Origin of the sequence: Vibrio hyugaensis (genome assembly GCF_002906655.1) — a bacterium.
Lineage (GTDB): Bacteria > Pseudomonadota > Gammaproteobacteria > Enterobacterales > Vibrionaceae > Vibrio > Vibrio hyugaensis.
In genome coordinates, this window is record NZ_CP025795.1 from 1,250,380 (window position 1) to 1,264,152 (window position 13,773).

Consider the following 13,773-nt stretch of genomic DNA (forward strand, 5'->3'; position numbering starts at 1 on the left):
ATGGTCTATAGAATCTTCAAACCTGTCCTTCAAGCGTTACTACAAATCACTGTCCTTCTCATCGCTATCGCATGGGTATTAGATTCTGGTGCTCAAGCAATGGGGTATCAATGGCAGTGGGAACGTGTACCTGACTATATCGCCTTCTACGAAGATGGTGAGTGGTGGCCGGCAGAATTAATCGAAGGACTTATCGTCACGCTAAAGATTTCTGCGATTAGTCTATTCTTCACTTTAGTGATTGGATTGGTGACTGCGCTTTTAAGGCTTAGCGATTCCAAAGTTGGTAATGCGATTGGAACGACGTATGTCGAACTTATTCGTAATACGCCGCTACTGGTACAGATTTATCTACTCTACTTCGTCTTTGGTCCTGTCATTGGCTTGGATAGATTCAGCACCGCAGTCCTCGCATTGTCTTTATTCCAAGGAGCCTATACCGCCGAGATCTTCCGTGCTGGCTTAAACAGCATTCCAAAAGGTCAGTTTGAAGCTGCGAAGACATTAGGTTTATCGCCTTTCTTCGCCTACAAAGACGTCATACTTCCGCAAGTGTTGCAACGCACCTTGCCACCTTTGACGAATGAAGTGGTTTCTCTTATTAAAAACTCTTCAATTGTCAGCGTCATGGCAATCTTTGACTTAACGACCGAAGCGAGAAACATCGTATCGGAAACGGCCATGCCGTTTGAAATCTGGTTTAGCGTAGCAGCAATCTACCTTGCTCTTACACTATCACTTTCTGGCCTATCCGCTTGGCTAGAACACAAACTAGGAGCCAGTTGGCGCAAATTATAAGGAGATAACATGAAGTTATTCAAAGCGACCATTACTGCATTATTGGGGCTTGCGATTGCTTTGCCTTCGCTTGCAAAAGAAGAAGCCGCGACCCCAAATGTTGATCAAATCAAAGACCGCGGCACGCTTCGCGTTGGTATGTCAACATTTGTGCCTTGGGCAATGCGTAACAAACAAGGTGAGTTAATTGGTTTTGAAATCGATGTAGCGAAACGCCTAGCCGCAGATTCAGGCTTACAAGTTGAATTCGTACCGACAGCGTGGGACGGCATCATCCCAGCTCTTCTTGCTAAGAAGTTTGATGTAATCATTGGTGGCATGTCGATTACGCCAGAACGTTCAAAGAGCGTATTGTTCACAGAACCGTATTCTCACTCAGGCGTTCAAGTAGCAGCAAACAAAGAGCTAGCTGCTGGCTTTAGTGAGTTTTCAGACTTTGACTCTCGCCGTATAAAAATTGCCGCTCGTCGTGGCGCGTTCACAGTGCAAGTAGCGCGTGAGACGTTCCCTAAAGCGAAGATCCTTCAGTTTGATGACGATGCTCAAGCATTCCAAGAAGTACTAAACGGCAACGCACACGCAGTCATTGCATCAAGCCCGAAACCGGAGCATGAAGCGATCAAACACGCAGATAAGCTGTTTATTCCATTTACTGAGCGCTTATCAAAAGGTAACGAAGCCTTTGCGGTTCGCCTAGGAGAAGAAGACAAAAAAGCCTTCTTTAACAAGTGGATTGAAGCTCGCACACAAGATGGTTGGTTAGATGAGCGCTACGAATACTGGTTCTCAACGCTAGATTGGCAAGACCAGGTGGCACAAGGTCAATAACCTTAATCATCGCACGAATTAACAACACCGACTCGTACTGCGAGTCGGTGTTCTTCTCTACTATCGGGAGTCAAACTTTGAGCGGACAAACCACCACTCGCGTTGCACCAACCAAAGCAAAATCAGGCTTTTTCTTAAGTCGTTTTAACCTACTCGATTGGGTACTGCTTGCCATCTGCGCGTTGGCTGGGGTTTGGCTCTATCATCGTTCTACCGTTGGCGTAAACTACATCTGGCATTGGAAAGAAGCCATTGACCTCTTATTCACCCCAAGAGCAGACGGCGGCTTGCCGTATTTCTTCCAAGGCCTAATCTCAACGCTGCGCTTAAGCCTTTGGGGCATCACCTTTGCTCTCGTATTGGGCACGCTACTTGGTTTAGCTCGTTTCTCAGGCTCAGCTTGGTTGCGCACACCTGCCAACGCTTTTATTCAATTGGTACGAAACATTCCACCTTTGGTATTCGTATTCATCTTCTATTTTTTCATCTCGAACCAGTTGATCCCATTACTTGGGTTAGAAGATCTTCTGCGCAACTATCGCGGAGATATAAATGCACTGCAGAACTTCTTATTTGGTCCACCAAACCTATGGGAAAACTTGGCCTCTGGTGTGCTTTGTGTCGGCTTACTGTCTTCGGCTTATATTGCTGAAGTGGTTCGCGCTGGTTTGCAAAGCGTGGATAAAGGCCAGTGGGAAGCTGCAGATTCACTCGGCTTATCTCGCTGGGTCAAATACCGTTTTGTAATTGCCCCACAAGTACTCAAAGCAATTACACCTGCCCTCGCCGGACAAACCATTTCACTGGTTAAAGACACTTCTATCGTTTCGCTGATCTCGATTCAAGAAATGACCTTTGTCGGCACAGAGATGGCCAATTCATCAGGCTACATTTTCGAAATTTGGTTAATCGTCGGCTTCGTTTACTTTCTGATTTGTTTCGGTCTATCAATGATTTTTAGATACATAGAGAAAAAATCGGAATCTATTTCAAATTAACTTAAAAGCCCTCATATTTAAGACTTTGTAAGCCTTCAAATCGGAACTCCATCCTGTTACAGTCATTGCCATGCTAGTTTTTTGGCGTTTTTCATGGAGTTAAAGCAGCAGTCCGACTACGAGCAGTACATAAGACAGGACAGTCTTGGTGAATACTATGTCGTGCTCAACCAATATACGTTTTACAGTGTTTATCAACCTATCTTCGATAAGCATAGAAACATAATAGGTATGGAAGCCCTACTCCGCATTCGTGGTGTAGACGGCGCTAACATTCGGCCAGACCTGTTCTTTGCTGATGCAAGTATTGATACCTACTTTCGTCTATGTATCGAGTTTTTATCTCGTGCTATTCATATTCGTAACTTTGCCAAGCACTTCGCAGGTTCAACAATTAAGTTATTTCTTAATGTCATGCCTCAAACGCTGCTTACCCTAACTAAAGATATGGGTTTCAAAGATAACGGCCTTCTGTACAAACGCTTAGAAGAGCTTGGAATGCACCCCTCTGACGTCGTATTTGAAGTAGTTGAAGAATCTTGTGGTGACACTGAGCTTTTGATAGAAGCCGTCCAATTGATGAGGGCGAATGGCTTCTTGTTCGCTATTGACGACTTTGGCTCTCACCATTCAAACATGTCTCGCGTTAAACATCTTTGCCCCGACATCATCAAGATAGACCGTTCTTACCTTCTCGATTATTGTTCAGGTGATACGCTGGCGATTGCAAACGCAGTAGAACTGGCTGAAGAGATGAATGCGAAAGTCGTGATAGAAGGTGTAGAGGAAAACATTCAGCTTTCCGCCATGCAACGATTAGACTTAGATTATTACCAAGGTTTTTACCTCGGCAAGCCTAACGCAATCCACCATTGGACGAATCAGGTTAATAGTAATAAGCTTCTGCATTGAGCTCATACGAGCATCCTCGCCCACTCTACAAATAAAAAGCGCCGACTTAGTCACACTAAGTCGGCGCTTTTTAGTTATTCGAATCTATCGAATCAAACCAACATCAATTAAAAGAAGTCGATTGAGTTACGGCCGCTGTTCGGATCGCGAGTCGCTTTAGGCTTATCTTCTTTTTTGCCTTTCTTAGCCGATTGAGATAAGGCTTCTTTCTGTGCTTTACGCTCTTTGTGCGCGGCTTTACGGCCTGTTGATTTCGGCCCTTTAACGTTCGCTTTGTCGTTCTTTTTCGCACGAGACTTTTCTTTGCGAGCCGCTTGTGCTTCTTTCTTCGCCTTTTTCTCTGCTTTTTCTTCAGCAGATTCAGGTTCAGTTACTGGCGCGTCACAGACAACAACATAATATTCTTGGTTGAACTCGAAAAAATCACCATCGTACATTTTGCGACGCTTGCGCGTTTCTAATTCACCATTTACCGCAACGTAACCTTCTTCGATGATGTGTTTTGCTTCACCACCGCCACTCACCAAGTTTGCGATTTTAAAAAGCTTATACAGTTCAATTGGGTGCGCGTCGACGTCGATGCCAATCGCTTCGATTTCAATTTCTTCGCCTTCTAAATACTCTTCGTTTTCGTAATCTTGGGTCATGTTCGGTACTCATTAATCTTGATGAACGGAGTTTAAACGGAATGCGTACAAATAGAAACGTGATCTTCACTCATCTCTGCTATTTGGGTATATACTCACCCAATAACTCCTTGAACGAGCGTCATTTTGTCTAAAACGAGCCAAATCACCTTCGCAACCGCGAATCTATTTAACTTTATCGCCCCACCCAATGCCTATTATGATTTCGAGAACATCTACTCGACAGAACAATGGCAAGACAAGCTCGCTTGGACAAAATCACAAATCGAACAGCTCAATCCTGACATCATCGGCTTGCAAGAAGTGTTCAGCATTGAAGAAACCAAAAACTTCTTTGCTGAGATCGGTTACGAACACTTTGCCTGTGTCGATACGCCACATGTCGAAGGCGATTATATCTACTCGCGTCCTGTTGTCGCCGTCGCTTCGCGTTTTCCGATTGAACATTATGAAGCAGTTACGTTCGACAAAGAAACACTCGCTGCCTTTGGCGACCTCACCGCGCCCCCTTTCAGTCGAAAACCGGTTAGAGCGAGCATTGTGCATCCCGTTATCGGCCACATTACGGTTTATGTGACGCATTTAAAATCTCAACGCCCTGCGGACACAGAAGCCCCCGAACAGGCAAGCAGACCAATAGCCCGTTGGCTCTCAACTCAACAACGTGGCTGGGAAGCGGCAATGTTGCGTGATGCCATGCAAAAGCACTATGCGAGTAGCCCGATGCCAACGGTATTAATGGGCGACATGAACCAACCCATCACTGATGCCAGTGTGAACAAGGCGTTGGTTGAACAATATGGTGATAGCGTCACTGATTTACAGCTCAATGACGGATGGGAATTGCACGTAACGCCCTCACTAGATTCACGGCCAGCAACGCACTACCACTTTGCGAAAGGAAACGTGTTGGATTACATCTTGTTGTCGCAAGAGTTTGATGCGCACGCCGATATATCAATAGCAGAAGTCACGAACTACCAAGTGCTGGATGCGCACTTAATCAATCCGTCTTTTGAGAGAGATAAAAACGCCAGCGACCACGCATTTGTGGCGCTGACGGTTGAAATTAAGCTTTAGCGTCGGTGTGGCGCTTTACAATCTTACGCGGAATCAACTCTACACCTGCTTTATAGCGTTTAGCTGAGGCATTAAGCGCCAACTCCATTGCGCTGTCGGCAATCAGCTCAAACTGCTGTGGAAGTGAGTTGATTTTGATTGCAAGAAAGTCGAGCAAGCGGTTATCACCGAAGGTGGCCAAACGTACTTTGCCCATCAACTCTGGCTTTTCTAACATCACATCCAACACGCCTTCTAATAAGGTGTAAGACATGGTCACCACCGCATCTGGCAGCTTGCCCTTTTCGATCCAACCTTCGAGCACCTTCTTGCCTTCTTCACGGGAGAAGTGCTGACCATAGCCAACCAAAACACCAGTGCTACCTTGCTGACAAGCCGAACGGAAACCAAGTTCACGCTCTTTAGAGACTTGCAGTTCTTCTAACGCACCAATCAAACCAATCGAATCAATCTCTGAAGACAAGACCGATTCGGTTAGCTCAAACGCCGCATCGAAATCTTCACTGATCACACAACAGAAGTGCTCATCATCCATAGGGCGGTCAAGCGCAATAACTGGCGTACCGGAGTTTTGTAGTTTGAGGTAATACTCGCTCGCTGCTGGCATACTGCTCGCGACGAATAGCGCATCAATACGACGACTCACGAGCGCCTCTGCAACCTTTTGCTCCGTTTGCGGATCATCATCAGAACAACCAATCAAAATTTGATAGCCCGCTTTACGCGAGTTCTGCTCAATCAGTTTTGCTAAACGTGCGTAACTGGTGTTCTCTAAATCTGGAATGATCAAACCAAACGAACGTGAGTTGCCCGCTCTTAAAGAAGATGCTGCGTGATCCGGTTTGTAATTGTACTGCTCAACCACCGCCATGACTTTCTTTTGAGTCTTTTCGCTGATGCGGTATTTCTGCGCTTTTCCGTTAATCACATAGCTTGCTGTGGTCTTCGAAACCCCAGCTAATTTTGCTATTTCATCCAGTGTCATATTCTAAGCCCTGTTCTGTGCGCGGGATCATATTAATACATCAACGATCCTTCGATAAGTTGAATTATATGCTGAACCGATTCAGTATAAAAGCTGAAAGGATTCAGCAAAACTCAAAAATTGACGAGAGTCACCAAAATCACGCAATACAGGCTCCCTTTGCTAGGCTTTAAAAGCATAAAGCCATGAGTGGTTAAGTTTCGATTTTAGAAACAGTTTCGCTGAGTGTTTTAAAAAATTTGACCAAAAGCTGAATCGATTCAGTTTCTTTTGTTCAGTAAATTGTTGTTAAGCAAAACCGTCTCACATAGAGAAATGACGAACAAAGACACGTTCAGCAACCATAGATAAACGGCGTTACGCAAACAAAGTACTGCGTAGCCAAGATGAATTAGAAATAGATACCTTAAGGCTGGAGAAGCACCATGCTTAAGCTAAGTAAGAACGACATTACCCTATCTCAATCCGCTACAGATAAGTTTGAAGCGATCAAAAGCATCGCGAAAAGCCTGACAGACAAAGGTCTGGTTGAACAAGGCTATGTAGAAGGCATGCTAAACCGTGAAAACCAGAACTCTACGTTTCTAGGTAACGGTATCGCGATTCCACACGGCACGACTGACACGCGCTCAATGGTGAAAACCACCGGCGTTGCTGTTCACCACTTCCCAGAAGGCGTTGAATGGGGTGATGGCAACACAGTTTACGTTGCTATTGGTATTGCTGCGAAATCAGACGAGCACTTGGGCATTCTTAAGCAGCTAACAAAAGTACTGGGTGCGGATGGCGTTGAAGAGCGTCTGCGTGATGCGAAAAACGAAGACGACATTATTGCCCTGCTTCATGGCGACGTTCAGCTAGAAGCGGATTTCGATGCTTCTCTCATTCAACTGCTATTCCCAGCAAGCGACATGATTCAAATGAGCGCGGTTGCTGGCGGCCTACTTAAAAACACAGGTTGTGCAGGTACAGAGTTCGTTGCAGACCTAGTAACAAAAACACCAACGCACCTTGGTCAAGGTCTATGGCTTGTTGGTAGTGATAAACAAGTAACTCGCACTGGTGTTTCTTTTGTATCAACAGCAAATGATTGTGAATTCGAAGGTGAGAAAGTGCGTGCTCTAGTTGCATTTGCAGCTTGCAACAACGCTCACCAATCTATCCTAAGCACGATTTCAAAGCTTGTGTTTAACAACGAACACAACAAGTTACTTGATGCTTCTGCTGAACAGATCCTTGCACTGTTCAAAGGCGAAGAAATGGCAACTGAAGCGGCTGAAGATGGCAACACGGCAATCTTCAAAATCAAAAACGCCCACGGCCTACACGCTCGTCCAGGCGCAATGCTAGTAGCAGAAGCGAAGAAGTTCGAATCTACCATTCGTGTGGCAAACCTAGATGGCGACGGCAAAGCAGTGAACGCGAAGAGCCTAATGAAAGTTATCGCGCTGGGTGTGAAACACGGTCACCAGCTTCAATTCTCTGCTGAAGGTCCAGATGCTGCACAAGCACTTGAGTCAATCGGCAAAGCAATCGCATCTGGTCTTGGCGAAGGTTAAGGGGCGAGAGAATGACAGGATTGAAAACAAACAAAGTCGTTACCATCACGCTTAACCCTGCCCTTGACCTAACAGGTTCGCTGGACTCAATTAAAGTGGGTTCTGTCAGCCTAGTTGAAAAGAGCAACCTACACGCGGCCGGTAAAGGCGTAAACGTAGCGAAAGTGCTTAGTGACCTAGGTGCAGACGTAACCGTGACGGGCTTTCTTGGCAAAGACAACCCAGAGCTCTTCCACCAGCTATTTAGCGATATCAAGGTTAAAAACGAGTTCGTCGAAGTCGAAGGCGCAACTCGCATCAACGTGAAATTGGTTGAAGCAGATGGCCAAGTGAGCGACATCAACTTCCCTGGCGTTCAAGTTACGGCAGAAGAAATCGCGCGCTTTGAAGAAACCCTATTCCGCCTTGCAGAAACACACGATTACTTTGTATTGGCAGGCAGCCTACCGGGCGGTGTTACTGCAGAGCAATGCGCGGCATGGATTGAGAAGCTGCATCAGAAAGGCAAGAAAGTCTTGTTCGATAGCAGCAAAGCGGCACTACGTGCAGGCATCGACGCTCACCCTTGGTTGATCAAACCAAACGATGAAGAGCTAAGTGACTTTGTCGGCGAGCACCTTTCAACGCCAGAACAATGCCAAGAAGCAGCGCAAACGGTAAGCGATAAAGGCATTGAGAACATCGTAGTTTCTATGGGAGCAGACGGCGTGATGTGGCTTAACCAAGGCGAATGGTTACGTGCTCAACCACCAAGAATGAATGTAGTAAGCACTGTTGGCGCTGGCGATACGCTTGTTGCTGGCTTGTGCTGGGGTCACATGCAAGCGATGCCGAAAAACGATTTACTGCGCTTCGCTACCGCGCTTTCTGCCCTAGCAGTAAGCCAAGTTGGCGTTGGCCTAACCAGTCAGGAAGAACTGGAGAACATCAAGCTCCAAACGCAAGTAACCGAGCTTTACCCTAATACGAACTTAGACAAAAACTAAGGAACAGAAGGTTATCAGTATGAATATTGCCATTATTACAGCTTGTCCAAGTGGTGTTGCGAACAGCATCATTGCGGCAGGTCTACTAGAACAAGCAGCGGCGAAGCTGGGTTGGAACGCAAAGATTGAATGCCAATCAAGCGTGGTTGAACCAACACTGCTGACAGACGCTGACATTGAACAAGCAGAAGCGATCGTAATTGCGGCTAACACTCCAGTTGATACTTCTCGTTTCGTAGGTAAAAAAGTCTACCAAGCAGATATCAGCACTGTAGCGAAAGACGCATCCGCTTTCCTACAAACGGCTGTTGAAGGTGCAGTGACACTAGAGCAAGTAACTACAGTTGCGGCACAAGTAGCAGCACCAGCAGAAAGCGCATCTGCAACTAAGAAGATTGTTGCTATCACAGCATGTCCAACCGGCGTGGCACACACCTTCATGGCAGCAGAAGCGCTAGAAGAGGAAGGCAAACGTCGTGGTCACCAAATTAAAGTGGAAACGCGTGGCTCAGTAGGTGCGAAAAACCAACTGACTGACCAAGAAATCGCAGACGCAGATTTGGTCATCATCGCAGCAGACATCGAAGTACCTCTTGACCGCTTTAACGGCAAAAAGATGTACCGCACTAAAACAGGTCCAGCTCTGAAGAAAACAGCGGAAGAAATGGACAAAGCGTTTGAACAAGCAAGCGTATACCAACACTCTGGTTCTTCTAGCGCATCATCAGCGACAGAAGAGAAGAAAGGCGCGTACAAACACTTAATGACAGGTGTATCACACATGCTGCCAGTTGTGGTAGCCGGTGGTTTGATCATCGCCCTATCCTTCGTATTTGGTATCGAAGCGTTTAAAGAAGAAGGTACGCTAGCAGCAGCGCTAATGAACATTGGTGGTGGCTCTGCATTCGCCTTGATGATCCCAGTTCTTGCTGGTTACATCGCCTTCTCTATTGCTGACCGTCCGGGTCTGGCTCCAGGTCTAGTTGGCGGTATGCTTGCTAGTTCAACAGGTGCAGGTTTCCTTGGTGGTATCGCAGCAGGTTTCATCGCAGGTTACGCTGCTAAGTTCCTTGCCGACAAAGTAAGACTGCCACAATCAATGGAAGCGCTTAAACCGATCCTTATCATCCCGTTCGTGGCGACACTGTTCACGGGTCTAGTGATGATTTACATCGTGGGCGGTCCAGTATCTGGCATCATGAACGGCCTAACTGATTTCCTAAACAACATGGGTTCAGACAGTGCAGTTCTACTGGGTATTATCCTTGGCGCAATGATGTGTTTCGACTTAGGTGGTCCGGTAAACAAAGCTGCTTATGCATTCGGTGTAGGTCTATTGGCTTCGCAAACTTACGCACCAATGGCTGCAATCATGGCCGCGGGTATGGTTCCTGCACTAGGTATGGGCCTTGCGACGTTCATTGCTAAGAACAAGTTCGAGCAAAGCGAGCGTGAAGCAGGTAAAGCCTCATTCGTGCTTGGTCTGTGCTTTATCTCTGAAGGTGCAATCCCATTCGCAGCGAAAGATCCAATGCGTGTTATCCCATCATGTATGGCGGGTGGCGCACTAACTGGTGCTCTATCTATGCTGTTCGGTGCAAAACTGATGGCACCACACGGTGGTTTGTTCGTACTGCTTATCCCTAACGCAATCTCACCAGTGCTAATGTACTTGGTAGCAATCGCAGCAGGTACAGCGGTAACAGGTTTCACTTACGCGTTCCTAAAGAACAAAGCAGAAGCGAAACAACAAGCAGCCGCTTAATCATGGCTGAAACGCGTATGCGTATCTAATTACAATGCCTCCCTCGATTTGGCATTCGACACCTCCCTCTAGCCTCGGCATTGGGAGGTGTTTTTTATTGAGCGATAATCGGAGTCTAACGGGCGCTAAATCCGATAGCAGATAAAGTTACTCTCTTCTGTTTCGCTCTGATTGAAAAAGAACAGTTGCTCGTCCTCCACTTTGTAAATGAAGTCCGTTTTTGTGCCCACGTATGAGTTCATGTCTCTTACGAAGACCTCACTCTCCGTTGGCTGTTCATTCCAACTGACTTTCTGATAATCCACTGTCAGCGCATGTCCATCCACTTGATACTTGCCGTTGTAAACCAGTTCATATTCTTTGCTTTCGCCCTTTTTCGTTAGCAAGGAGCCTTTCTGGAAAATGTACATGTCTCTATCCGAGTTAAACACCACGACAGAACGATCACTGATGTTTTCATAACGTCGGTAACCTCTGGTAATAAAGTCTTCTTCAAACGTTGCACACGCCCAGCGCGAACCAGTAATTTCATCGGATTGGAAATACTTTTGGTGAACGACCACGCCCACTAGGCCAATTGCCAACGCAATATTGAGTACGAGTAGTTTGTTTATCTGCATATTGCATCCGCCCTGCTCATGCTCTCTAAGACCGTTTCTTTCAAGGTGTCGATATCGAGAGAAAACTTAATGTAGTTGACGTTCTTATTGCTGTTTTTGGCGAAAGCAAATGCACGCAAAATATGCGCTCCTTCTTGATAAGCCGATTCAGACACACGCAAATATACGATGGCCGGACACACCGGAAATACCTCATCGTTGAGGCTCTTTGCCAAAGCCGAAAGATCTAACTCGTCATGATTTTGATCGTAAAAGTAGAAGTCCGTTTCTGACACAGAAAAGTGTTGGTAATCCGAATCATCAAGAAAATCAGGATGTGGCACAAACGGACGAAAATAAAGCACAAAGACAACCGCAAAAAGCAAGAAAGCCGTCATCAGTATTGGGGTTAAGCTAAATGCCTTGTCTCGCGATTCAGCTTCTTGCTTGGGCGCTGCTTTGACTTGATGCTCAACATCATCAATTTCGAGCGTTTGGAGTTCCGGTATCTCAACTTTCTGTTTGATGGGTTTCACATCCGCATCAACTTCCAGTAAATAGCCAATTTTACTTACCGTTTTTATCTGTACGCCTTGTGCGTTCAACTGAACAAGTTTCTTTCTTAAACCGGAAATGACATTGGTCAATGCTTGATCGGTCACGACTGAACCATCCCAACAGGTTTCGAACAACTCTTCGCGAGTTACATGTACGCCCTGCTTTTCAAGCATCAAGTTCAGCACTTGGTATGGAAGTGGCCTTAGAGGAACATCATTACCGTGTGAATTGGACAATGTCCTTGTCGTCGGATCGAGGACCAAATTGGCGAAATAGATTCTATGCATACAGGCTCACTGCTTTCTCAACTCCTTGAATTATAGGTCAGGTTTGCAGAACCATTCTAAAAACCAAGTCATCTTCATCACACCACAATGCAGCACTCAGTTTTTAGTAATGAAGGATTCAAACATCAATTTTTAACTCTGCATACCTTCCGAGCGCACAAAAAACACACAATTGCCTAAGTCACTAAATCAATAGAAATTATTTGGTTTTTGTTTACTTTTTGTTTAGTTTTTCAGCACCTCATTTAGATAATGAACACTGTTTTAAACACAACAATACAGACAGTAATACAGAGGTAAATAACAATGAAAAAAGCAGCCACCCTTATCGCCGTACTTGTTAGCATTCAGGCTCATGCAAATAGCTCACAGGATGTATCAGGGTTTTATCTGGGCGGGGGTATGGGTAACACCACATACAGTGATGATAGTCCGTTTACACATTTGGATGCTGATGGCACAACTTTTAAAATTATTGGCGGTTATCAATTCAATCGTATCGTCGGTATAGAAGCTCAATACACTGACTACGGTGATATCAAAGTGAAGAACACGCCTTTTGATCTCAACGTAAATAGTGCGTCTGTTGCTGCAAACATTGGCTACACATTCGACAATGGGTTACGACCATTCGCGACGCTAGGTTTGGGCTACATTTCGGTGGATGTTCCTGAATTTCTCGGTGAAGACGAAAACGAGTTGCTACTTCGCGTAGGGGCCGGTCTTGAATACACGCCGCATCAGTTTAACAACATCACTTTCCGAGCAGCGTATGAGATGGACCACTTCAATGTCGGCTCGAAAGGTTCAAACTGGGACACCAACATTCAGGTCGGCTCTTTCTATGCGGGTGCAACTTATAAGTTTTAATAAAAAAACAAACGCGGACACATAGAAAGTACAAAGGGCGAACGCTTACGATAAGCGTTCGCCCTTTTTTGTATAACGTGCCGATTTATTGCATCGGTTCAGATTCGATATCCACGTCACCGCTGTTCAAGTTCACCGTCGCGTTGTAAACATTTTGCGGATCACCATGGTGTTTAAAGGTGAAGTGATACACGTTGGCCGGCGTCCAAATCTCTTTGTCATCGACGGGCATAATATCGTAACCATCTTGCTGGTATAACTCTGTCGCCATCACATACGCTGTCGCTGTCTGAACTTGAGTGTTGTGGTCGATTTTAGGTTCTACTGAAGGGTTACTTGGATAAGATTCACCGTTGTAACTCATCTGACGATAAGCACCATTACTCCACACAACAAAGTCTTGCCAACCGTTGCTGTAGCTGTCTATTAGTGCAATCGGTGTTCTGGTTACTGACATGCGGCTAAGCACTTTGCCGCTGTTATCGAATATGTACCCAGTACAGCCACCACTGCCGCAGAAGTAACGATCTTGGAACAACACCAAATGTTCTGCTGTACCATCACTGTTCAAATCAGCAGATCCTGTAACATAACGAATTTTGTCCGTTTCTAAAGAAAGCCCCTGTGGCATCAGAATACTTTGGTCAATCCACGTTGCGATGGTCGCTGCATCTGCACTTTTTATCTCTACAGGGACTTGAGAATCTGTATTATCAGTAGAAATGCCGTCTGTGGAAGAACAGCCAATTAGCGTTAGTGAACCTAAAAGGAAGAGTCCATGTAATCCGCGATTGTTCATTTGCGTTCGCTCTTTTATTGATGATGTTTCCTTAGTATACGCAAGATTTATCAATCGCTTGTAAGAAAATCATAAAAATCAGTAAGGTGTACACCAAACCAC

The 13,773-nt window shown here is 45.6% G+C and carries 14 protein-coding genes; 9 read left to right on the top strand and 5 right to left on the bottom strand.

The features are described 5' to 3' along the window. The 4 genes from C1S74_RS22705 (at window position 1) to C1S74_RS22720 (ending at window position 3,536) form a co-directional block, all read left to right on the top strand. Window positions 1-798, top strand: coding sequence for an amino acid ABC transporter permease (locus C1S74_RS22705; protein WP_038877954.1), 798 nt, complete (start codon window positions 1-3; stop codon window positions 796-798). Between the two features lie 9 nt (window positions 799-807). Further along, window positions 808-1,626, top strand: coding sequence for a transporter substrate-binding domain-containing protein (locus C1S74_RS22710; RefSeq protein ID WP_038870832.1), 819 nt, complete (start codon window positions 808-810; stop codon window positions 1,624-1,626). A gap of 77 nt (window positions 1,627-1,703) precedes the next feature. After that, a complete protein-coding gene (locus C1S74_RS22715) occupies window positions 1,704-2,624 on the top strand; it encodes an amino acid ABC transporter permease (RefSeq protein ID WP_045401933.1) in 921 nt (306 codons plus the stop codon). Window positions 2,625-2,717: 93 nt separating this feature from the next. Then, on the top strand, window positions 2,718-3,536 hold the full coding sequence (locus tag C1S74_RS22720; protein WP_038870838.1) for an EAL domain-containing protein: 819 nt from the start codon (window positions 2,718-2,720) through the stop codon (window positions 3,534-3,536). Window positions 3,537-3,643: 107 nt separating this feature from the next. On the opposite strand, the gene C1S74_RS22725 is transcribed toward C1S74_RS22720, so the two are convergent. Continuing rightward, window positions 3,644-4,183, bottom strand: coding sequence for an RNA-binding S4 domain-containing protein (locus C1S74_RS22725; RefSeq protein ID WP_045401935.1), 540 nt, complete (start codon window positions 4,181-4,183; stop codon window positions 3,644-3,646). 126 nt (window positions 4,184-4,309) lie between these two features. On the opposite strand from C1S74_RS22725, the gene C1S74_RS22730 reads away from it, so the two are divergent. Continuing rightward, a complete protein-coding gene (locus C1S74_RS22730) occupies window positions 4,310-5,263 on the top strand; it encodes an endonuclease/exonuclease/phosphatase family protein (RefSeq protein ID WP_045401938.1) in 954 nt (317 codons plus the stop codon). Here the strand turns inward: C1S74_RS22730 and cra are convergent. Continuing rightward, window positions 5,253-6,248, bottom strand: coding sequence for a catabolite repressor/activator (gene cra, locus C1S74_RS22735; protein WP_045401941.1), 996 nt, complete (start codon window positions 6,246-6,248; stop codon window positions 5,253-5,255). The genes C1S74_RS22730 and cra overlap by 11 nt on opposite strands. Before the next feature lie 425 nt (window positions 6,249-6,673). Here cra and fruB point away from each other — a divergent pair, with 425 nt between their 5' ends. The 3 genes from fruB to fruA are packed head-to-tail and all read left to right on the top strand — an operon-like array spanning window position 6,674 to window position 10,558. Further along, on the top strand, window positions 6,674-7,807 hold the full coding sequence (gene fruB / locus C1S74_RS22740; RefSeq protein ID WP_042602795.1) for a fused PTS fructose transporter subunit IIA/HPr protein: 1,134 nt from the start codon (window positions 6,674-6,676) through the stop codon (window positions 7,805-7,807). A gap of 11 nt (window positions 7,808-7,818) precedes the next feature. Beyond that, entirely contained in the window at window positions 7,819-8,793 is a 975-nt protein-coding gene (gene pfkB / locus C1S74_RS22745; RefSeq protein WP_045401943.1) for a 1-phosphofructokinase, read from the top strand. Between the two features lie 19 nt (window positions 8,794-8,812). Further along, entirely contained in the window at window positions 8,813-10,558 is a 1,746-nt protein-coding gene (fruA, locus tag C1S74_RS22750; protein WP_045401944.1) for a PTS fructose transporter subunit IIBC, read from the top strand. Window positions 10,559-10,683: 125 nt separating this feature from the next. Here fruA and C1S74_RS22755 read toward each other — a convergent pair whose 3' ends face one another. Both C1S74_RS22755 and C1S74_RS22760 read right to left on the bottom strand, forming a co-directional pair. Next, window positions 10,684-11,178: a hypothetical protein gene (locus C1S74_RS22755; RefSeq protein ID WP_045401945.1), complete on the bottom strand. Its 495-nt coding sequence runs from the start codon at window positions 11,176-11,178 to the stop codon at window positions 10,684-10,686. After that, window positions 11,169-12,002, bottom strand: a complete 834-nt coding sequence (locus C1S74_RS22760; RefSeq protein ID WP_045401946.1) for a transcriptional regulator — start codon at window positions 12,000-12,002, stop codon at window positions 11,169-11,171. The genes C1S74_RS22755 and C1S74_RS22760 overlap by 10 nt, the downstream gene beginning before the upstream one ends. 306 nt (window positions 12,003-12,308) lie before the next feature. On the opposite strand from C1S74_RS22760, the gene C1S74_RS22765 reads away from it, so the two are divergent. After that, a complete protein-coding gene (locus C1S74_RS22765) occupies window positions 12,309-12,872 on the top strand; it encodes a porin family protein (RefSeq protein WP_039976789.1) in 564 nt (187 codons plus the stop codon). An 85-nt stretch (window positions 12,873-12,957) separates the two neighbouring features. Here the strand turns inward: C1S74_RS22765 and C1S74_RS22770 are convergent, their stop codons facing one another. Then, window positions 12,958-13,671 (bottom strand): hypothetical protein, encoded by a 714-nt coding sequence (locus C1S74_RS22770; RefSeq protein WP_045401947.1) that lies wholly within the window; start codon window positions 13,669-13,671, stop codon window positions 12,958-12,960. Window positions 13,672-13,773: the final 102 nt, after the last annotated feature.